Origin of the sequence: Shewanella sp. S1-49-MNA-CIBAN-0167 (assembly GCF_040310145.1) — a bacterium.
GTDB lineage: Bacteria > Pseudomonadota > Gammaproteobacteria > Enterobacterales > Shewanellaceae > Shewanella > Shewanella psychromarinicola.
In genome coordinates this window covers 48,547-69,189 of the sequence record NZ_JBEOPO010000029.1, presented here as the reverse complement: position 1 = coordinate 69,189, position 20,643 = coordinate 48,547, and the positions used below count along the sequence as shown (strand labels likewise).

The following is a 20,643-nucleotide window of genomic DNA, read 5'->3' as shown; positions in this document are numbered from 1 at the left end:
AGGCGATCAAGCACAATGCTATCTCGGAATAACGCCAAATAACGCTTAGGTTTTAGGCCGTTTCTGAGTATAATTATTCCCTCAATTATGCCCTAACAAATGCCAAGACAAAATAATACCTGATTACCCACTTAACTCAGCCACTTTTTAACTCAAACTTAGGCTATATTTATAGAAGACGGTGTAAGGAGTATGGCTATGAGCAAAAATAAAGTTCAGCATCAACATGGGTACATGTTTGCAGTAATTATTCAAAGATTATGGCTCAGAAGAACAATGTATTGAGGCGCTATTTAATTGGAAATGGCCTGATGGTTTTGTCTGCCCTGTATGCTCTTGTCGCCGTTATTGCTCATTGAAATCAAGAAATATTTAGCAGAATATTGCTATCGATTTAATCGCCGATTTGCACTTAAGATATGTTACCTCGATTTATGTACATTGCATTACGAACCGCACCTATGCCACAACCATACCTAAGTATGGCTGAGCTTTATGAGTAGTCAGGAAAAAAGAAATGAGCATCCTGAGCGATGGTCAAAAGAAGAGCGAAACTGGCAGCCAATAGGTGCTGTGGAGTTAAATCCAGAGCAACATAAAGAAGCTGCTTAACAATTTAGGCGGCAACTGTCTTGAAAAACACCGGGTGTCACACGGTATTTTGTTAGCACACAAGTGTGAGAGAGCAATAAGAGAACCGCTATCTGTATTTGCATGCTTTTTTACAAGAACACGGCGATTTGACAGCTAACTGACAGACGAAGCAGATGAATTGATTTGAATTTGACTGCACAAGCAGCCAAATACTTTCCCTTAACAAATGGCTCGCCTATTGAATGGCGGGAGGCCCATATATGTTTGAGCATTAGACCTAATGTCGTCAAACGAATTAGATATCTGAGGTAGGCACTCAAAGCCCGGCTTTGCAAAAAAATATCCTTGGTAAAGCTTCACCCCTATATTTCGTAAAAAGTTGAACTCACCCTCTGATTCAACGCCTTCTGCCAGAACGTCAATACCCAGATCTGTACACACACTGTAAATCCCTTTAACAATTGCTTGCCGTGGGCCGTGGTGGTCAATATCACGTAAAAGCGACATATCGAGTTTTATCAGATCAGGCTGGATTTCTGCAAGCATATTTAGGCCGGAATATGCTGATCCAAAATCATCAATAGCAATAACCATGCTTTCACTGCGTAATTTATTCAATACGCTTGCCAACAAATCTATATCATGAATAAATTCGCCTTCTGTTATTTCAATGACTAATTGCTTTGGATTAAAACCAAGGCTTTTAGCCTTCTCTAGGGTCGCTGTTATATAGAGACCTCCTTCAAATATAATTTCATCAGGAGTGAAATTAATATTTAAGGCGCAATCAAGGCCCAAGCGCGCAGCGAGTTCCAAAGCCTTTTCTCGGTTATATTGGTCAAAAGACATCAGGTTCGACTTATTTATTTTATTAAAAATAAAGCCCGGGGGTTCATTATTAACTCCCCTTAGTAATACCTCATAAGAAACGATAGTTTCGCGAGTAATATCGATAATAGGTTGGAATGCATGGGAAAACATTATTTTTTCAAACACAAATAGTCCTTAAAATCTCAGCCCTTTTTATATAACAACGAGTAAAATTTAACTCAATCGCCATCTGCCATCAGAGAAAGCACTAAGTAATTTTTTAGCTCGGCCTTCATCAACGTCGCCCAGACAATTCTCCCCACTAAAAAAGTCATTTAAACCATCGATAGCATTCAAATCTCTACTTGAAACAATCGAATAACCCATACTCCATTTTGAAAAATTTCTTTCAGGTATGGCTTCAAAGATAATTTTGGTTACTTTTTCATGCATTTTGTCTTTCGCTATGTGAGCAAACAAGTTTTCAATAATTTCCTTATCCCCTTCAAGCACCTGAAAAAAACTTCTCTCGTCGTATAGAAGCATGCCAGTGATACTTAGCTTATCATTAGCCAACTTCGACTTTGAGAGCAATTCAAGAATTTCATCTTCACCCATTTTATGGGTCTCTTGGCTGGCGTATATTAGGTGGTATAGACAGTCCATTCATATCCTCCATTGAATATCTTTTGCTCTAACGACTCATTAAGAGGCCAAAAAGTGACTATTAAATTAGCGATGAAGGAGCAAAAGCCAACTGTTTTTTGCCTCTTAATCATTTGTTAGCTCAAAAATTGCTCCGTAATTTCCAAAATGCTTTTGTCTTGTATTATTGATCCTGAGATTACAACAACGAGTGCATTTACATTATTTCGGTGTGGATAAATAACCTCATATGATACAAGATACGTGCTTAACACATTAAAATCGTAGTCGAAGATCACAGTTATTAACCAATCAAAGTCTTTTCAGCGTAATTTCTTATAACACTTAATTGACTTGATGGATTCTCAGGTATAACTCTACGGCCTTTAATTTGGAATGTAAAACCTGCATCTGAAATTGCCCGTCAAAAATGCCAAGACAGAATGATATGTCAATACGCCCAATTTGCTATTAAGGCTAGTCCGCTATTAAGGCGGTCAAGCACAATGCTATCTCGATATAACGCCAAATAACACTTAGGTTTTAAGCCGTTTCTGAGTATAATTATGCCCTAAATGCCAAGACAGAATGATATGTCAATACGTCCAATTTGCTTAACTGACTGGCCCGCTATCATGGCGATCCAAGCACAATGCTATGTCGAATTAACACCCGAGTCGCTTGGTATTATGCAAAGTAAATGGCAAGCTTCACCATCAAGTTGCTTGGTATTTGAACGAGGCAATGAAGTGCTAGCTTATACATTAGTCCACCCTTGGCAACGAGGCGATGCCCCGTCATTGGAGACTAAAATCAGTGGCCAGATTAAGGCCAACTGCTGGTATTTACATGACATGGCCATCTCACCCAATGCACAAGGCATGGGCATTGGAAAACAACTTTTCACTTATGTTGTAAATCAAGCAAAAGCGTTGGCGGTGAAGGGTATAGGACTGGTGGCGGTACAAGGTGCGCAAACGTACTGGCAACAGCAAGGGTTTAAAGCAGACATCACATCAGCAAAACTGACACTGTCACTAGACAGTTACCCTGATGGGGCATGTTATTTGTTCTTACCCTTATAGCCAGCAGTCGTCACGACCATTTCATCGTGTGAAGACATACCTTTATAACGTTTCTAGGGCCTGTTGATCTTTGCTGGTTGAATTTTGTTCGAGATAAAAACGTTTTAATCGAGGCAAGTGGATTGCAGCCTAGCAATCTAAGCAACTTACTCAGCAAAGAGTCGCTCAACAAAGAGTAAAACGTTTTTAGCCGAACCCTTCGGGCAGCGTTTGTTGGTCATTTCTACTGCGTTATCGGCTTTTTATGTAGAATAACGACACCACAAAGCCTCTGCCTTGTCGCTCATGTTTCAGTAATAACCCACAATTCGCTGCAAAAACAACCTTGAAAGATCAACAAGCCCTACTATGGCGATGTTAAAACCTTAAACAGCAAACCATAGGTTATTACAGCATTAGTCAGCAGGGGCATCGTATTATTTGAATATTTATTGCAAGTTCATGCCGATCAGCTTGGTTATACGTCGATGAACGTGGGATAATTGAAGATTGTGCATTAGATCATTACCCTATGGGTATTTGTCTCTTTTACCATTTGGCACCTAAAAAATCATAACGCTTAAGTCTTTGTCGGCAGATTGATGCCTTTAGGGTGCCGTATTGTTTACATTAAAAAATGAATTACATTAATTTCAGGAGTTCGCCATGGCGCGCCAAGTTATCTATACCTTTAAAGGCAAAACCAAAACTATCGCGTTTAGCTATGACATACATCATGATCTTTATGAAGCAGCAGCTGAAGCCGAAGGGATTGATTTAAAAAGTTTTTTAGCCATGGAGCAACAAGTTGCGTTAACGTCAAAAAAAGGCGCGAAAGCAGAGAAAGAATTTCGTAAAACTGAATTTGCACGTTTTGGTTTTACTAGCATCAAATTTGTTCGTGAAGATGATGAGGTTTAATCATTTTGGTTTACATAAGGACTCTCTATGTTGAATTCAGATCATGCTAATTTCCCTCGAGCCAGTTTTTTTCGACGTTTAGGTGCAATGACGTATGACTCAATGCTTGCTGTAGCCGTTTATATGTTTGCTGGCGCGGCTGGTTTTGCTGTTTTCTTGGGTCTGCAAAGTAGCGGACTTATCGCGATGAATGGTCACGAAGATGTGTCAGATTTGCTCAATAACACTCCGGTTTATCATGGACTTTATCAACTCTGGATAGCCATTTGTGTCGGCGGATTTTATGCCGTGTTTTGGAGCCGAGGTGGGCAAACATTAGGTATGCGAGCTTGGCGACTTAAAGTTCAACATCCCAATGGCCAAGACTTAAGTTTCATTACCGCCTGCGCTCGGGTAGTTTGGTCATTATTAGGTATTGGTAATCTGTGGATTATCATCAATGATGACAAATTAGCATTACAAGACATGATGACCCGTTCTGAGGTTGTGGTATTGTCAGTAGAAGCTAATCAAATGCGTAACTGGCGTGGCGCATAATCAATTGGCCTTTACCAATAACAAAATGGCAACCCAAAGGTTGCCATTTTTGCATCACAGTTTAATGTTCAAATTAACGTTTAGTTACTTACGAATATAATACAAAGCTAATCCAGTAAATAACATGCTGGGGGCAATTGCGCCAACCACCGCAGGTAACTCATACACTATGCTCATAGGACCAAATATCTCATTACTAATATAAAAGCTAAATCCTGCTACTACACCGAGTAACACACGAGCTCCCATGGTCACAGTACGTAACGGACCGAACACAAACGACAATGCCACTAACATCATCACTGCCACCGTTACTGGCTGCATAATCTTGCGCCACAGTGCCAGTTCATAACGACTCGGATCTTGTTGGTTGATTTTTAAATAATCCAAGTAGTCAATTAAGCCACTAATGGATAATGCCTCTGGTTTAACCGACACAACACTCAGCTTATCTGGGGTTAATGAAGACTGCCACACATCAGTATCAAGATGGTCGCGAATAACTCGGTCCTCTTTTACCGTGGTATTATCAACTGCAGATAGCTGCCAAGCATCGCCAATAAATTCGGCGGTTTTAGCATGGGTCACTCCGGTTAATTCTTGTTGATCGTTAAACTCATATAAGCGAATATCAATCAGAGTATTAACGTCTTTAACCTCACCGATATTAACGAATAAGTCACCATCTTTAGCCCAAATACCCCGATGTGATTTAATCAAACTGCCACCCGATATTTTAGTCGCTTGAAGTTCTTTAGCACTTTTTTCGGCAATAGGCGCGCCCCATTCACCGAGCGCCATGACCATGATCATTAATGGAACAGCCGTTTTCATTGCAGATTGGGTGATTTGTAAGCGCGACATACCAGAGACTTGCATCACCACTAACTCAGAGTTAGATGCCAGCATGCCCATACCAATTAACGCACCTAGCAGTACCGCCATAGGGAAAAACATTTCAATATCACGGGGCACTAAAAACAACACGTATATGCCAGCATCTAGCATGGTATAAGCACCACGCCCAACCAAACGCAGTTGATCAACCCACTTAATGATGCCTGACAACCCAGTCAAAATCAGTAAACACAAGCCTGATGTACTAACGATCATACGAGCAATATAAAGGTCTAGTATTTTCATGCAGTCACCTGCTTGCGTTTAAATAAACCCAGGAACTTCATCCCTGTCGGGCGTTCTTTAATAAGTAATAACAACCCTAATATCAACGCAAAGCCATGGATCCACCACATGCCTAAAAATTGCGGCACCACCTCATCTTGCAGGGCTTTTCGACCTGCAATCATTAATCCAAAGTAGCCCAAATAAAGCAAAATAGCGGGACCCATTTTAGCAAACTTACCCTGGCGAACATTAACCCGCGCTAACGGCACCGCAATTAACGTCAACAATGGGATCGCGATAGGGATAGCTAAGCGCCACTGAAATTCAGCTGCCGCTTCAGGTCCTGGAGTATCCAACAATTGATCAACTGGCATTGCAGATAATTTACGTCGCCGCTCATCCACTTCTTGTTCTTTAATCTCCATTTTATAACCACCAAACTCAATTATTTGTAGTTCGAGTGATTTAGGGCTGCCTTGATAGCGGAAGCCTTTTTCGAGCTGTAATTGCTGGCTACCAATATCATCTTCAATCACCCGACCTTTGTTAGCCACCACAATATTAGTTAAACCATATTCGTCTTCAGGATCGGGAAGTTGTGCAACAAATACTTTATCCAAAGTGTTGTCTTTGTTTATTTTTTCAACAAACAATACCGCTCGCCCATTCGGGCTTGCTTGAAAGCGACCTTGGGTTAATGCCGCTAATCCGGCTTCAGATTGGGCTTTTTCTAAGACCTGGTTTTGACGCTCTTCCGCCCAAGGGCCGACATAAACAGACAAATAAGCGGTAAACAATAAATTGCCAATCGCAAGTAATAAGGTTACTCGAGTGACATACCATTCACTGACACCAACACCATGCAGTACTACCATTTCATTTTCAGCATACATTCGCCCATGGGCCAACAATATCCCTAAAAAGAAACTCAGCGGCAACACTAACACCGTTAATTGAGGCAAATTTAAGCCTAATAATGTCATCACCAAGGAAGCTGGGAATTCACCATCAGAGGCATCAGCTAACACGCGCACAAACTGTTGACTGATAAAAATAGTTAGCAGCACTAAAAGTACTGAGAATTGCGCTTTTAAAACTTCACTAATAAGATATCTAAATACAATCACAAGTAGGATCCGGTGGCTAAACTTATCTTTTTACTGGTATCAGAGCAACTTTCATGTAAACTGTCTACTTTCAGCAGTTTTGCTAGTTTTCTGACCAGCGCGGAAGGTGCTTTGGGGTCATGGTTAACATCTATTTTGGCTGTCAATTTACGCCTTTTTTTCGTTAATAATCCCAAACAGCTATCACCTTTTCGTTGATTATATGCCAGATGGCCTAATGCAAACATTATCTAATAAATATAGTAATTTGTCTTTAAGAATCTAGGAGTGCTCATGGAGTTTAGCGTAAAGAGCGGTAGCCCCGAAAAGCAACGTTCAGCCTGTATCGTTGTCGGAGTATACGAACCCCGCCGTCTGTCTGGTATCGCAGAGCAATTGGATAAAATAAGTGAAGGTTACATTAGTAACCTACTTCGTCGTGGTGACCTTGAAGGTAAACCGGGTCAAATGTTGCTACTGCATCATGTACCAAACGTACTAAGTGAGCGCGTTTTACTGGTTGGTTGTGGCAAAGAGCGTGAGTTAGATGAACGCCAATACAAACAAATTATCACAAAAACCATCAGTACCCTCAATGAAACCGGTTCAATGGAAGCAGTGTGCTTCTTAACTGAACTGCATGTCAAAGGCCGCGACACCTACTGGAAAGTTCGCCAAGCCATTGAAAGCACTAGGAATAGCCTGTATTCATTTGATGCCTTAAAAACCCGTAAAGACGAAACTCGTCGTCCATTACGTAAAATGGTATTTAACGTGCCAACACGCCGCGAATTAACCATTGGTGAGCGCGCAATTGAACACGGAACCGCAGTGTCAGCGGGTATGCATTTATGTCGAGACGTGGCCAACATGCCACCTAACATATGTAATCCAGCCTACTTAGCGTCCCAAGCTCGTCAAATGGCTGAAGTGCATGAAAACCTCACTGTCACGACTATTGGCGAAGAGCAAATGGCTAAGTTAGGCATGAACGCTTATCTTGCCGTAGGCCGCGCAAGCAGCAATGAATCAATCATGACCGTGATGGAATATCAAGGCGCAGTCGACAGCACTGAAAAGCCAATTGTCCTTGTCGGTAAAGGGTTAACCTTTGATTCTGGCGGAATTTCATTAAAACCTGGCGAAGCCATGGATGAAATGAAATACGACATGGGTGGCGCTGCAGGTGTGATTGGCACCATGAAAGCATTATGCGAAATGAAACTGCCTATTAACGTCATTGGCATTTTAGCGGGTTGTGAAAACATGCCTGCGGGCAATGCCTATCGCCCAGGTGATATTTTAACCACTATGTCAGGTCAAACGGTTGAAGTGCTTAACACTGATGCCGAAGGTCGCTTAGTATTATGTGATGTATTAACCTACGTTGAGCGCTTTGAACCTGAATTAGTCATCGATACTGCAACCTTAACGGGTGCCTGTGTTATTGCCCTTGGTAAGCACGCTTCTGGTTTATTCAGTTCGCACAATCCACTAGCTCATGAGCTGTTAAATGCCGGCGAGCAAAGTGGTGACCGCGCATGGCGCATGCCGTTATGGGATGAATATCAAGACATGCTAGACAGCCCATTTGCCGACATGACTAACTTAGGCGGCCGTCCTGCAGGGTCGATTACTGCCGCATGTTTCTTATCTCGCTTTACTAAGAAGTACAATTGGGCGCATTTAGATGTCGCTGGTACTGCTTGGAACAGCGGCGCGAATAAAGGCTCTACCGGTCGTCCGGTACCGATTTTAAGCCAATTCTTAATTAATCGCGCTGGTGTTGAAATTAGCGAATAAGCATTGTTAGTGCGTGATACGCAAATAAAAAGGGTAAAGCATCATGCTTTACCCTTTTTTTGTATCTCGATAGCGCAAATCAAACAATGCTAAACCATAACTTGGATTCAAATAATAAGCCCTTTTATCGCGCGGTAAGCCGCGGTAAGCCTAGGCTAACCATTGACGATGTAATTGCTCACTATCACCTAAATAATCTAGCACCCAGGCGAGTGCTGGCGACATTTGCTCATCATTCCACGCTAAACAACAAGGGCTAGGTTGTTTAACGGTGCACAGCACTTTACTGACTAATTTACCGGACTCAATTAACGGTGCAGCTAAATGTTCAGGCATGTACCCTACCCCTAAGCCTTCGACAAAACAGTTGATTGCACTGTGCCAGTCGGGTACCACTAAACGCCGTTGATTATTGAGCAACCAATCAATTCGTTTAGGGATCTCTCGCGAGGTATCTTCAAGACAAATAGACGGAAAATCACGTAACTCATCATCCACTATAAGCCGTGTAATATTCGCCAATGGATGATCAGCACTCACCACAAATAACCAATCAATATCCCCCATATGAGTGAATTTAAATGACCCATCAACTGGATTTGCAGTTGTCGCACCAATAGCGATGTCACTGCGCCCTGTGGCGAGCGCTTCCCATACACCATTAAATATTTCAATCCGAATAATCAGCTCAACATCCTGAAACTTTCTGTAAAAGTCAGCGATTAAGGCATGCACACTGTCGGTTCTGGCAATATTATCCAGCGCAATAGATAACGAAGGCTTCCACCCATTTGCCACTCGTTGAGTGTCTCTTTTCATCAGCGCCATATCGTTAAGAAACTGGCGAGCTTTAGCGACAAAATGTTTTCCTGCCGGGGTTAGGCTGACACTTCTATGATGGCGAATAAATAACTCAACCCCAAGCTCAGTCTCAATTTGTTTAACTGAATAACTAATCGCAGACGGCACCTTATGCAGTTTTTTGGCTGCCGCGGTAAAACTGCCTGTTTGGGCAACAACATCGATTAATTCAAAAATGTGCTGTGAAAGCATATCAATTTGCTCATTATAAAATGTACCTTAACAGCACTAGATGAATAACATCTTCGGCTGAGGTAATACTGGTTTCAAGTGATCATACTCAATTCCACTCACTCCTTGCAATCAAATTTTTTGATAGCTGCCTTCAAAATTAAACGTTTCCAGCTAATTTAGTAAGCCATTAAACTAGCAAGCTTTATTGACCAGACGAAAATATTTATGCCTAATTTTAGCAACAACAACATAATAATCAACAATAAACAAACAAACATAACATTTTACCTGTTCCTGTTTTATTTAGCCTTGCTGAGTATGTTGGGATTTATTGCAACCGACATGTACCTCCCTGCATTCAAATCTATTGAAGGGACGTTTAATGCTAACACTTCTGAGGTGGCCATATCATTAACCAGTTTTTTGGCAGGCCTTGCTATTGGACAGTTATTATACGGGCCATTAGTTCATAAAATAGGTAAGCGGAATTCACTCTTTGTTGGGCTAAGTCTGTTTATGTTGGCAAGCGCACTCATTGCGAACAGTGAAACCATAATGATGATGAATATTGCGCGCTTCTTCCAAGCCATCGGCGCTTGCAGTGCAGCAGTGATCTGGCAAGCGATAGTGATTGAACAATACCCCGCCGATAAAGCTCAAAATATTTTCTCTAATATTATGCCTTTGGTCGCTTTATCTCCGGCATTAGCGCCCATTGCTGGCGCATTGATACTCAATAATTTTGGCTGGCGTGCAGTGTTTATTACCTTATGTGTTATCGCCGTAATATTAATCGCTATGACACATTTTTTTGTACCTAAAGAGCCTATTCGTTTACACAAAAATAAGTCCCATATCCGCTATCAACAATTATTAGCCAACACACGTTACTTAGGTAATGTCATCATTTTTGGTGCCTGTTCGGGTGCATTTTTCGCTTACTTAACCCTATGGCCCGCGGTGATGGAACAATATGGTTACGCCGCAACTGAAATTGGATTAAGTTTTATTCCCCAAACCATCATGTTTATTGTCGGTGGCTATTCCGGTAAGTTACTTATTCGACAGTTTGGCACCAAAGCCAGCCTACGCTATTTACTGATTTTATTTGGTTTTTGTGTTGTTGCCATTTTTGTATCAAGTGTGATCCTCGATACTAAAACAATATTACCGCTTATGGTTGCATTCTCATTGCTAGCAGCAAGCAATGGCGCTATTTACCCTATTGTGGTCAATAATGCCCTCCAAGAATTCAGCAATAACGCATCCAAAGCGGCAGGATTGCAAAACTTTCTCCAAATCAGCATCGCTTTTGGGGCATCAAGTCTGGTTGCCGTTTGGGCAAGCTCTGGCGATAACGCGATTGGTTGGGGAATTCTAGCCTGTTCAGTACTGGTTGCTGTAGGCCTCTTTATTAAAAGTCATGATTCTTGGGCGCAAATAAACCAGCATTTCACGTTTCCGGATCCAGCAAGATTATCTCAAGCAACCACTAAGGATGATGAATAAACACCCCATAGCGATAAAATAAGCCATTCAATGATGAGGTTATATTCTTATTTATAATCTCATCATATTGAGGTTTATTGATTAAACAAATTATCGCTTGCTCTAATATTCACAATCCATAAATCCGTCTATTTGACAATGGCCCCAGAGCGTCACAGAAAACCAATCATGGCTGCGATTTATATTGGATTAATGAGCACCATCAACTCGCATTGTGGCTGTAATACCAAATCCTGCTCATTATCGGCTCAGTCAGCGAGTCACTTAGGGGAAATTCAATAAATATCAACTCACGTCCCCATTAACCCGCAGCCGATTTTAGTGTAAACTCGTGCTCAACTTATTAACCTGTCAAAAGCATCACCACATGACTCAAGCCTTGTTTTACCTTATGCCTGATAATCATAATCAAATGAGTGCATTAGATGCGGTTTATTTGGCTGCATGCAGGTTAGCAGAACAAGAATATCGCCAACAAAAAACCGTCTACATTCACTGTGAAAACAAGCAGCAAGCGTATGCCATTGACGAATTACTGTGGCAATTTGAGCCTAATGCCTTTGTGCCTCACAACTTAAAAGGCGAAGGTCCGGTGACCGGTGCACCTGTCGAAATTGGTTTTGACACCCTAGGGCCAAATAAAAGTCGCCAAGTTCTGATTAATCTTGCAGACCACATGCCCAGTTTTGCGGTAAACTTGGCCCATATTATCGATTTTGTCGCTAATGATGATGAACTCAAGCGGATTGCCCGCAATCGCTATCGTCAATACCAGAATGTTGGCATTACGCCCAGCACTCAAGCATTAGCTGAATAAACACTCAATTTAGATAGAGAACATAACGCTCCTATGGAAAAAACATACAACCCAAAGTCTATCGAACAGGCCCTTTACCAAAACTGGGAAGAGCAAGGTTACTTCAAGCCGCATGGCGATGAATCTCAAGGCAATTATTGCATCATGATCCCGCCACCGAACGTAACCGGTAGCTTGCACATGGGACATGCTTTCCAAGACACCATCATGGACACGCTTACTCGTTATGAACGCATGAAAGGTAAGAATACCTTATGGCAAGTGGGTACCGACCACGCTGGTATCGCCACCCAAATGTTGGTTGAGCGTAAACTTGAAGCCGAAGAAGGTAAAACACGCCATAATTTAGGCCGTGATGCCTTTATTGATAAAGTGTGGGACTGGAAAGAACAGTCTGGTGGCACCATCACCAAACAACTACGTCGCATGGGCGCATCGGTTGATTGGGATCGCGAACGTTTTACCATGGACCAAGGCTTATCAAAAGCGGTTCAAGAAGTGTTTGTCCGTCTATACGATGACGAACTTATTTATCGTGGTAAGCGCCTAGTTAATTGGGATCCAAAGCTTCACACCGCCATTTCAGATTTAGAAGTTGAAAATAAAGAGAAGCAAGGCCACATGTGGCACTTCCGCTTTCCTTTAGCCCAAGGCGCATTAACTAGCGATGGTAAAGACTACCTAGAAGTCGCCACCACGCGTCCTGAAACCATGTTAGGTGACAGCGCAGTAGCCGTGCATCCAGATGACGAACGTTATCAGTCATTGATCGGTAAGTTTGTGCTATTACCTATCGTTAACCGCTTAATTCCAATTGTTGCTGACGATTATGTCGACATGGAATTTGGCACAGGCTGCGTAAAAATCACTCCAGCCCATGACTTTAACGACTATGAAGTTGGCAAGCGTCATCAACTGCCTATGTACAACATCTTTACCTTAGATGCCTGTGTCCGCGGTTTTGTAGAAGTAGTTAATACCGACGGCACACCAAACAAAGACGTCGAAATTGCGCTACCTGAACGTTATGTTGGCCTTGATCGTTTTAAAGCCCGTGATGCTATTGTGGCTGAATTTGACAGCTTAGGTTTGCTTGAAAAAGTCGCTCCGCACGCGTTAAAAATACCTTATGGCGATCGCTCAGGCGTAGCAATTGAACCCTTATTAACCGATCAGTGGTATGTGGCCGTTCAATCAATGGCAAAAACAGCCATTGAAGCCGTGGAAAATGGCGACATCAAGTTTGTGCCCCAGCAATACGAGAATATGTACTTCTCGTGGATGCGCGATATTAAAGACTGGTGTATTTCACGCCAACTTTGGTGGGGACACCGTATTCCAGCTTGGTACGACGAGAACGGTAAAGTCTACGTTGGCCGTAACGAAGCTGAAGTACGCGCTAAGCACAAGTTTGCAGATTCGGTGGTATTACGCCAAGACGATGACGTATTAGATACCTGGTTCAGTTCGGCATTATGGACTTTCTCAACCTTAGGTTGGCCAGACAATTTAGAAGATTTAAAAACCTTCCACCCAACCGATGTGTTGGTCACAGGTTTTGATATCATCTTCTTCTGGGTTGCGCGGATGATCATGATGACCATGCACTTCATTAAAGATGAAGACGGCAAACCTCAAGTACCTTTTAAAACCGTGTACGTGACCGGGCTTATCCGTGATGAAGCCGGTAATAAGATGTCAAAATCCAAAGGCAACGTGCTTGATCCATTAGACATGATTGACGGTATCGACCTTGAAACCTTAGTCGCTAAGCGGACTGGCAACATGATGCAGCCACAATTGGCGGCAAAAATTGAGAAAAGTACCCGTAAAGAATTTGCCGATGGCATTGAAGCTCACGGTACCGATGCACTGCGCTTTACCTTAGCGGCAATGGCATCAACCGGGCGTGACATCAACTGGGACATGAAACGCCTTGATGGTTACCGCAGTTTCTGTAACAAATTATGGAACGCGTCACGTTATGTGTTAATGAACACTGAAGTGCAAACCAATCCAGATAGCGATGTAGCTGGTGAGCCTTTAGATTGCGGTCAACTGTTAGTTGATGGCAAACCGGGTGCGATGGAATTGTCATTAGCCGATCGCTGGATCATTGGTTTGTTTAATCAAACCGTCAAAACCGTTGAAGATCACATGGCCGCTTACCGTTTTGATTTAGCCGCTAACACTTTATACGAGTTCACTTGGAATCAATTCTGTGACTGGTATTTAGAATTAACCAAGCCTGTTATGCAAAACGGCACTGAAGCGCAAATGCGCGGCACACGCCATACGTTAGTCAATGTGCTTGAAAAAATGCAGCGTCTAATGCATCCATTTATGCCATACATTACCGAAACGATTTGGCAACGCGTCAAACCGTTAGCTGGCGTAACGGGTGATACCATCATGCTGGCATCGTTCCCAACGTATCAAGCAGATCAAGTCGATGCGACCGCAATGGCGGATCTGGAATGGGTTAAGCAAGTCATTGTCGCAGTACGTAATATTCGTGCTGAACTCAATATCGCCCCGTCTAAGCCGCTTAATGCGCTGCTTCGTGACGTGAGCTATGAAGATCGCATTCGTCTTGAAGCAAACCAAACATTCTTTACCAGTTTGGCTAAACTTGAGTCAATGACCATTTTAGCCGAGGGTGAAACGGCACCGATGTCGACCACTCAGTTTGTCGGCAATATGGAGCTATTAATCCCAATGGCAGGCTTAATCGATGTCGGCGCTGAATTGGCCCGTATCGACAAACAGCTTGAAAAGCTTGCTCAAGAGATAGCCCGCATTGAAGGCAAATTATCTAACCAAGGCTTTGTCGCTAAAGCACCTGCTGCGGTTATAGATAAAGAGCGGGCAAAAATGGCCGATTTGACTCGTGACATTGAAAAATTAAACGAACAAAAAATCGAACTGGCCAAAATAGAAGCATAATCAAAAAATACCATTAGAAACAAAAACCAGCGATGCATCGCTGGTTTTTTATTTCGCACGAAACTGAAACGTTGATTTCTCAATTTACATTTTTGGTGTATAAGCTTCGGCCAATATCACCATTCTATTTAATGGGTCAAAACCATGTCTGATAAATTCTTTTTTAAAGGTCGTAAAACACCTAAACCCGCTTATGGTGAAAGTGGTTATAACACCAAGCGCACAGCAAAACCGGGGACGGAAGCTTTACCGCTAATATTGTCAGTCCAAACCGAAGCTCGCCAACATGAACTGGCGGCAATGGTTGCTGAACAACAGCTATTGGCTAATATCACCATTAATGCAGACAAACCTGAAAACATTATTGAATTAACGGGTGTTTTGAACAAACCTAAAACGGTAAAGTTTGACGCTAAGCCTAACCGTAACGATGTGTGCATCTGTGGCAGTGGAAAAAAGTACAAAAAGTGTTGTGGTGCATAAATTACCATACTGAGGTGAACGTCCCTTAGTGGGATGTTTATCAATAAAACATTAAAGTGGGTCTTAGGATCCGCTTTTTTTATTGATTTTGGATATTTCCCCAGAACTTAGGTAAAGTGTCAGCCTTTGTTATAAAAATGATATAGAACATAAAATAAAAGGGTGACCTATGAGCACTAATTCACATTCAGGCAACGATCTGAGTGAAGTAAAACAGTTGGGCATGTGGGCCGCGATATCCAGTTTAGGCTATATTTTTTGGCTTGTAGGTGGCATGGAACTGGTAGAGCGTATTGCCTATTATGGCGTCAAAGCCAGTGCGGGCTTATATGCTAAAACGCCAGTATCCGAAGGCGGGCTGGGGATCAACTTAAGTGATTATGGCATCATCATTTCAGTATGGGCCCTATTACAAACCTTTGTGCCTGTTCTCACCGGGGGGATTTCCGACCGCGTTGGCTACAAAGAAACCATTTTCGTTGCTACCATAGTCAAGATCTGTGGTTACTTAACCATGGCCTTTTTCCCTAATTTTTGGGGATTCCTCGCCGGCGCCATGTTGTTAGCCATGGGTACTGGCGTATTTAAACCGGGCATTCAAGGCACCTTGGTGCTGTCTACTAATCGCAATAATACCTCAATGGCTTGGGGCATTTTTTACCAAGTGGTCAACATAGGTGGCTTTTTAGGCCCATTAGTTGCGGTGCACATGCGCCAATTATCTTGGGACAATGTGTTTTACGCTTGCGCGGCCATTATCTCATTTAACTTTTTATTTTTACTCGCTTACAAAGAACCAGGCAAAGCCGAGCGCTTAGAGCGTACGCGCCAAATAACAGCAGGTGAAGTGACACAAGAAGCACTGTGGAAAGACGCGCTCAGAGAACTGAAAAAGCCAATAGTGATTTACTACATGTTAGTGTTTGCCGGTTTTTGGTTTTTATATAACTCATTATTTGATGTATTACCGATCCACATTGCTGAATGGGTTGATACCAGCGTCATTGTTACCTCGTTATTTGGTCCAGAGGGTACCAGCAACGGCATATTGCAGTTCTGGCTGGGGTTGAATAATGATGGCACCAAAGTAATGCCAGAAGGCATGCTCAATCTCAATGCCGGGTTGATCATGACCACTTGCTTTATTGTTGCGGCACTGACGGCTAAATATCGCATTACCACCACCATGTTTTTTGGCTGTTTATTGAGTATCTTAGCCATTGCCTTAGTCGGTGCTTTTAATGCGGCGTGGATGATCGTGCTGGCTATTGCGCTGTTTTCTGTCGGTGAAATGATGATTAGCCCCAAGAAAAACGAATTTATGGGTAATATCGCGCCTGAAGGTAAAAAAGCCATGTACTTAGGTTTTGTGATGTTACCTCAAGGCATAGGTTGGACTTTAGAAGGTTATTTCGGCCCAAAGCTTTATGACATGTACGCCTCAAAAGAGCGTATTGCCCGTGAAGTCTTATCAGATAATGGTATGAGCTTAACCGATATAGCCAACATCCCCCAAGGTGAAGCCTTTAGTCGCTTAGTCAGTTCTACGGGACAAGATCCCCAAGTTCTCACCCAAGCCCTCTATAATGCCAACAACATCGGCATGGCTTGGTATATTATTGCGGTTATCGGTATTACTTCGGCGGTAGGGATTTTCATCTACGGTAAATGGTTATTAAGGATGCAGCGCCAACAAGTCGCTTAGTTCATCGCGTGCAATTTGTTAGCATCAGCAACTGATTTAGCAACAGGGAGGCAGCAACGCCTCCCTTTTGCTATCCACAACAAAATAACAATAAATGGTCATCAAGTTGCCATACCAACGCCATTAATTAACCATTCTGTTTATGACCAAATCACTAGCAAGTAGCAATCCATAAGCGAAATAGCGCACTCGACAAAACGGCAACCTCAATGATTTTCTGAGAAAAAAGTCCCGACTAAGTGTCCAAAAAGAAGTCTGACCAATAAGTCGCTATCGAATACAGCAACAAACCACGATACTAAAATACTAAGATACTAGGATTATGCAGCTCACCTAAAATACAATTAACACCCATTAAATGACTCATAAATGGCTACAAATCGAACGCTGACATCGGCAGAATGTGCAGGACAGTGAAGCTGATAGTCATTATCGACGTGGTATCTATCGTCAAGATATCTATCGTCAAGGTAATTATCGTCAAGGTCTTTAGCGACCGGGTGTTTTTCGCGGCTTTTGTTGCCGTGACATTGTCGCTAGAAAAACATTAATAACCGATAGTCATAAAGTACTTATTACTTCATCCAGCTGCACTGAGTTACAAAAAATCAATTAAAAAAATCAGTTAAAAAAACAGGGAGGCATTGCGGCCTCCCTGTTACTGACATTGTGACTTTCTTAATTGATGATTAACACCTTATCTTAATAACTAGTCCGCTGCAGCTGAGTGAACTTTATCAATACCGTAAGTTTTACCTTCAGCATGACAAGTCGCACATGATTCAATTGGCACAGCATCTGCTGAGGTGATGTTATCACCAAAGACTGTCGCGCCATTACTCTTAAAGTGAGAAAGAGCAGCAGCGCCAGAGTGAGCGTGACAGCTACGACATGCTTCAGAGACTGGGGAGATAAACTCGCCAGGAACACCATCAAATTGATTCACATCGACTTTAATTGCAGTTCTACCTGAGGTTAATGCACCAGTGCCAGAGAAGAATGGCATAGCATCTCCTGCAGCATTGGTCTCTTTATGACACGCTTGGCAATAGGTTTGCACAGCAGGATAGTTAACTAACTCGCCATCTGTGTCTAAGTAAATGCCAGCACCTTCATCATCTGCAAACAAGCCACTGTGGAAACGGTGAGCAACAGTGGCTAAATCACGGTTGTAAAACTCTAGGCCTTCAATTACTGCAAACGTCGGTTTACCATCAGCATCTACACCTGATTGCTTATAAACATCACTATGGAAAGAACCGGCATAACTGTTGTTATGGCAATCTGCACATTGGGTAAAGTTAGTCACACCATGGTTAGGTGATTTAACGTGAGACAAATTGTCATGACAAGCATTACATTTTGCTTCATCAGCCGTTGTACGGTCGTTACCCACCTGTGTAGGTGAACTATAAGCGGTCAATGCAGGGCTGACAAAACGTAAGTTATCAGTAGTTTCAACACCTGTTGCAGCAACAGCATCAAACTTAAAGAACTTAGTAACAATGTTAGCCGGAACCGCGACATCACAAGCACCCGTGTCGGTACCAGCACCATCAGCTAACATAGTGTTAATAACAATCATGTCAGTTGTAGTGTTGCCACACATGTTCATTTCAGAAGACACTGAAAGTGTTTTGCCACCAAGTGGAGTCATGACAACGTCTTTGGTTAAGGTTAACTTACCACCTAGAACCATAAACATTTCTGGATTATCTTTCGTATTAATACTTAATCCACGTACATAGTCACCATTGCCATCAAGTGTACCGATTAAGATATCATCACCTGATTGGAATTTATTTAAGTACTGGGTTAAATCAGTAGCATCAGCCGCAACCACACCATTTAATGTTACATCAATGATGACAGTTAATAGGTCTGCAGCCACTTCAGCAGAAGCGACGTTTAACACTAAGCCATTTTCAAAAACGTCACGGCGATCAACACCATGTGCCTGGATTGGGCTTAAACTACCTGCGCCATGACAGCCAGAACAAACCGCATCACTTGACGGTACAATGCCTCTATGGTTTTCACCGGTCGCTAAGTTCACATTTACGTGACAAGACAAACAGGCTTCAGCATAAATATTGTCATTCCACTGGGTGCCATTATCATGACAAACAGTACATTCATTTAGCTCCGCAGGAAATCCAATGCCACCAAACTCTGCTTTGGCTTCGCCAGTAAGCGCGTCAACAATATGGTGACCCGCATGAATGGTGTGGATCATAGCGTTGAAGTTAGCATTAAAGCCTTTTTCAGGATCGTCTTGTCCACCCGCATAAGCAGGGTTATGACAAGCGACGCAGTTTTCAACTTTTTGGTAATTACCATGGGCACCTATGTTGGCAATACGCATATCGGTATCGGCGTAACCTTCCATTGGACTGTGACATTGAATACATGCCGCATTAGACACAGCATCTTTTGCTGACACAGCAGGTTCGCCAGTAGCAGGAATAAAATCAAGAGGAGTCGATAAAATCTTACCACTTACCCCTGAACCATCAGCCATCACAACATCATAAGCACGAATAAACACCCGCGCTAAGTCATTAACATCGCCACTGGCTAATACCACAGGCGCGTTACCATCGTGTGCCCAAGTACCAGTATAAGTACCAGGATTGGTGGCATCCTCAACTAATGTACACGCATCAACTACAGCGCCGCCTCGCGCTTCAGCTGTACCCGTTAAGGTACAATACATGCTGCTGCCAAAATCATTGGCAAGTGTATGGTTTGTCCATAACATGGGTGCGCCAGTATCTGTCATATTAGCAGACTGGCTAGTCACATATAAGGCAACTCTTTCTAGTCCAGAGAAGGGAACGCCAGCGGCATTTTTTGCAGTAAATGTAAGCTTAAATGGATCCGCACCGACGACGACAATATCTGCTGGAGCCAGTGTAATGTTTAAGTCAAATGCATTTTCAACGCTTGTTGCAACCGTACCAGCGGGAGTACCCGGAGCGCCATCAGCACCCGGAGCACCATCAACACCATCAGCACCATCACTGCCGTCAGAGCCACAACCTGTCACAGCCAAAGCTGCCATAAACGCTGCAGCCAATAATGTTCTATTATATTTTTTCATCTTAAATCCCCCAATTTATATTTGTTGGATAGCAGCTTTAAAATAGAAGCAAATAGACAATAACACCCACAATATGTTTCAATTATGTGACCGATGTTGCAAGCTAGTTAACTAAAATAGTAATTTCAGTCTTAAGTCTCCGTAAATAAGTCGCCGTAAATAAGTCTCCATTAATAAGCCTCCGTAAAAAGGAACCGCCAGTGTCATACATGTAAATCTAAACAGGGGTTTGTAGAGGGGAAAATTGATGTGCAAAGATGAAACAAAAATTTACACCTAACCAATTGAATTATAACTATTAAGAAAATGTAACTAGTAAGCAAATGTAACTAATAAACCTACACTTAAGTACACTCAGGCACAAAAAATCAATAAAAAAGAGGGAGACATTGCTGTCTCCCTCTTGGTTTCTTACTTTCTTAAGTGATGATTAAGAAGTT

The 20,643-nt window shown here is 42.4% G+C and carries 16 protein-coding genes and 2 pseudogenes; 12 read left to right on the top strand and 6 right to left on the bottom strand.

The annotated features are described in order from the left end of the window. Nucleotides 1-198 precede the first annotated feature (198 nt). A pseudogene (locus tag AAEZ00_RS14225) lies at nucleotides 199-373 on the top strand (transposase family protein); the annotation flags it as partial. Beyond that, nucleotides 361-503, top strand: a pseudogene (locus AAEZ00_RS22425) (IS1595 family transposase); the annotation flags it as partial. The pseudogenes AAEZ00_RS14225 and AAEZ00_RS22425, both read left to right, overlap by 13 nt. A gap of 310 nt (nucleotides 504-813) precedes the next feature. Here AAEZ00_RS22425 and AAEZ00_RS14220 read toward each other — a convergent pair. Both AAEZ00_RS14220 and AAEZ00_RS14215 read right to left on the bottom strand, forming a co-directional pair. Next, nucleotides 814-1,590, bottom strand: coding sequence for an EAL domain-containing protein (locus AAEZ00_RS14220; protein WP_351088869.1), 777 nt, complete (start codon nucleotides 1,588-1,590; stop codon nucleotides 814-816). 48 nt (nucleotides 1,591-1,638) lie between these two features. Further along, nucleotides 1,639-2,070, bottom strand: a complete 432-nt coding sequence (locus tag AAEZ00_RS14215) for a BLUF domain-containing protein (protein WP_351088867.1) — start codon at nucleotides 2,068-2,070, stop codon at nucleotides 1,639-1,641. Between the two features lie 572 nt (nucleotides 2,071-2,642). Here AAEZ00_RS14215 and AAEZ00_RS14210 point away from each other — a divergent pair. From AAEZ00_RS14210 to AAEZ00_RS14195, 4 genes are all read left to right on the top strand, one after another. Next, nucleotides 2,643-3,134: a GNAT family N-acetyltransferase gene (locus tag AAEZ00_RS14210; RefSeq protein WP_351088865.1), complete on the top strand. Its 492-nt coding sequence runs from the start codon at nucleotides 2,643-2,645 to the stop codon at nucleotides 3,132-3,134. A gap of 386 nt (nucleotides 3,135-3,520) precedes the next feature. Further along, nucleotides 3,521-3,616 (top strand): DMT family protein, encoded by a 96-nt coding sequence (locus AAEZ00_RS14205; RefSeq protein WP_351077032.1) that lies wholly within the window; start codon nucleotides 3,521-3,523, stop codon nucleotides 3,614-3,616. A gap of 163 nt (nucleotides 3,617-3,779) precedes the next feature. Then, on the top strand, nucleotides 3,780-4,034 hold the full coding sequence (locus AAEZ00_RS14200) for a DUF2960 domain-containing protein (RefSeq protein WP_101032568.1): 255 nt from the start codon (nucleotides 3,780-3,782) through the stop codon (nucleotides 4,032-4,034). Nucleotides 4,035-4,061: 27 nt separating this feature from the next. Beyond that, the gene (locus tag AAEZ00_RS14195) at nucleotides 4,062-4,571 is read left to right on the top strand and encodes an RDD family protein (protein ID WP_351088863.1); all 510 of its coding nucleotides are present in this window, start codon (nucleotides 4,062-4,064) and stop codon (nucleotides 4,569-4,571) included. 84 nt (nucleotides 4,572-4,655) lie between these two features. Here the strand turns inward: AAEZ00_RS14195 and lptG are convergent, their stop codons facing one another. Both lptG and lptF read right to left on the bottom strand, forming a co-directional pair. Beyond that, nucleotides 4,656-5,714 (bottom strand): LPS export ABC transporter permease LptG, encoded by a 1,059-nt coding sequence (gene lptG / locus AAEZ00_RS14190; RefSeq protein ID WP_124014039.1) that lies wholly within the window; start codon nucleotides 5,712-5,714, stop codon nucleotides 4,656-4,658. Beyond that, nucleotides 5,711-6,823 (bottom strand): LPS export ABC transporter permease LptF, encoded by a 1,113-nt coding sequence (lptF, locus tag AAEZ00_RS14185; protein ID WP_351088861.1) that lies wholly within the window; start codon nucleotides 6,821-6,823, stop codon nucleotides 5,711-5,713. The genes lptG and lptF overlap by 4 nt, the downstream gene beginning before the upstream one ends. 273 nt (nucleotides 6,824-7,096) lie before the next feature. Here lptF and pepA point away from each other — a divergent pair, with 273 nt between their 5' ends. Beyond that, nucleotides 7,097-8,605, top strand: coding sequence for a leucyl aminopeptidase (gene pepA / locus AAEZ00_RS14180; protein ID WP_101032573.1), 1,509 nt, complete (start codon nucleotides 7,097-7,099; stop codon nucleotides 8,603-8,605). Nucleotides 8,606-8,755: 150 nt separating this feature from the next. On the opposite strand, the gene punR is transcribed toward pepA, so the two are convergent. Further along, on the bottom strand, nucleotides 8,756-9,658 hold the full coding sequence (gene punR, locus AAEZ00_RS14175; RefSeq protein ID WP_101032574.1) for a DNA-binding transcriptional activator PunR: 903 nt from the start codon (nucleotides 9,656-9,658) through the stop codon (nucleotides 8,756-8,758). Between the two features lie 207 nt (nucleotides 9,659-9,865). Between punR and punC the strand changes: the two genes are divergently transcribed. The 5 genes from punC (at nucleotide 9,866) to AAEZ00_RS14150 (ending at nucleotide 17,100) form a co-directional block, all read left to right on the top strand. After that, nucleotides 9,866-11,149: a purine nucleoside transporter PunC gene (gene punC, locus AAEZ00_RS14170; protein WP_124014036.1), complete on the top strand. Its 1,284-nt coding sequence runs from the start codon at nucleotides 9,866-9,868 to the stop codon at nucleotides 11,147-11,149. A gap of 367 nt (nucleotides 11,150-11,516) precedes the next feature. After that, nucleotides 11,517-11,966 carry a DNA polymerase III subunit chi gene (locus tag AAEZ00_RS14165; protein WP_124014035.1) on the top strand — a complete coding sequence of 150 codons (450 nt, stop codon included), beginning with the start codon at nucleotides 11,517-11,519 and terminating at the stop codon, nucleotides 11,964-11,966. A gap of 33 nt (nucleotides 11,967-11,999) precedes the next feature. Next, nucleotides 12,000-14,912 (top strand): valine--tRNA ligase, encoded by a 2,913-nt coding sequence (locus AAEZ00_RS14160; protein WP_351088858.1) that lies wholly within the window; start codon nucleotides 12,000-12,002, stop codon nucleotides 14,910-14,912. 144 nt (nucleotides 14,913-15,056) lie between these two features. After that, nucleotides 15,057-15,395, top strand: a complete 339-nt coding sequence (locus AAEZ00_RS14155; RefSeq protein WP_351088856.1) for a PBPRA1643 family SWIM/SEC-C metal-binding motif protein — start codon at nucleotides 15,057-15,059, stop codon at nucleotides 15,393-15,395. Between the two features lie 169 nt (nucleotides 15,396-15,564). Next, complete coding sequence (locus tag AAEZ00_RS14150) at nucleotides 15,565-17,100, top strand: MFS transporter (protein ID WP_101032579.1); 1,536 nt, start codon at nucleotides 15,565-15,567, stop codon at nucleotides 17,098-17,100. Nucleotides 17,101-17,809: 709 nt separating this feature from the next. On the opposite strand, the gene AAEZ00_RS14145 is transcribed toward AAEZ00_RS14150, so the two are convergent. Further along, nucleotides 17,810-20,203, bottom strand: coding sequence for an OmcA/MtrC family decaheme c-type cytochrome (locus AAEZ00_RS14145; protein ID WP_351088853.1), 2,394 nt, complete (start codon nucleotides 20,201-20,203; stop codon nucleotides 17,810-17,812). Nucleotides 20,204-20,643 lie beyond the last annotated feature (440 nt).

Bases quoted from the DNA above. Each gene is read 5' to 3' on its own strand.
- AAEZ00_RS14215 (WP_351088867.1), bottom strand. From the start codon at position 2,070: ATGGACTGTCTATACCACCTAATATACGCCAGCCAAGAGACCCATAAA.
- AAEZ00_RS14210 (WP_351088865.1), top strand. From the start codon at position 2,643: ATGTCAATACGTCCAATTTGCTTAACTGACTGGCCCGCTATCATGGCG.
- AAEZ00_RS14200 (WP_101032568.1), top strand. From the start codon at position 3,780: ATGGCGCGCCAAGTTATCTATACCTTTAAAGGCAAAACCAAAACTATC.
- AAEZ00_RS14195 (WP_351088863.1), top strand. From the start codon at position 4,062: ATGTTGAATTCAGATCATGCTAATTTCCCTCGAGCCAGTTTTTTTCGA.
- lptG (WP_124014039.1), bottom strand. From the start codon at position 5,714: ATGAAAATACTAGACCTTTATATTGCTCGTATGATCGTTAGTACATCA.
- pepA (WP_101032573.1), top strand. From the start codon at position 7,097: ATGGAGTTTAGCGTAAAGAGCGGTAGCCCCGAAAAGCAACGTTCAGCC.
- punR (WP_101032574.1), bottom strand. From the start codon at position 9,658: ATGCTTTCACAGCACATTTTTGAATTAATCGATGTTGTTGCCCAAACA.
- punC (WP_124014036.1), top strand. From the start codon at position 9,866: ATGCCTAATTTTAGCAACAACAACATAATAATCAACAATAAACAAACA.
- AAEZ00_RS14165 (WP_124014035.1), top strand. From the start codon at position 11,517: ATGACTCAAGCCTTGTTTTACCTTATGCCTGATAATCATAATCAAATG.
- AAEZ00_RS14160 (WP_351088858.1), top strand. From the start codon at position 12,000: ATGGAAAAAACATACAACCCAAAGTCTATCGAACAGGCCCTTTACCAA.
- AAEZ00_RS14155 (WP_351088856.1), top strand. From the start codon at position 15,057: ATGTCTGATAAATTCTTTTTTAAAGGTCGTAAAACACCTAAACCCGCT.
- AAEZ00_RS14150 (WP_101032579.1), top strand. From the start codon at position 15,565: ATGAGCACTAATTCACATTCAGGCAACGATCTGAGTGAAGTAAAACAG.
- AAEZ00_RS14145 (WP_351088853.1), bottom strand. From the start codon at position 20,203: ATGAAAAAATATAATAGAACATTATTGGCTGCAGCGTTTATGGCAGCT.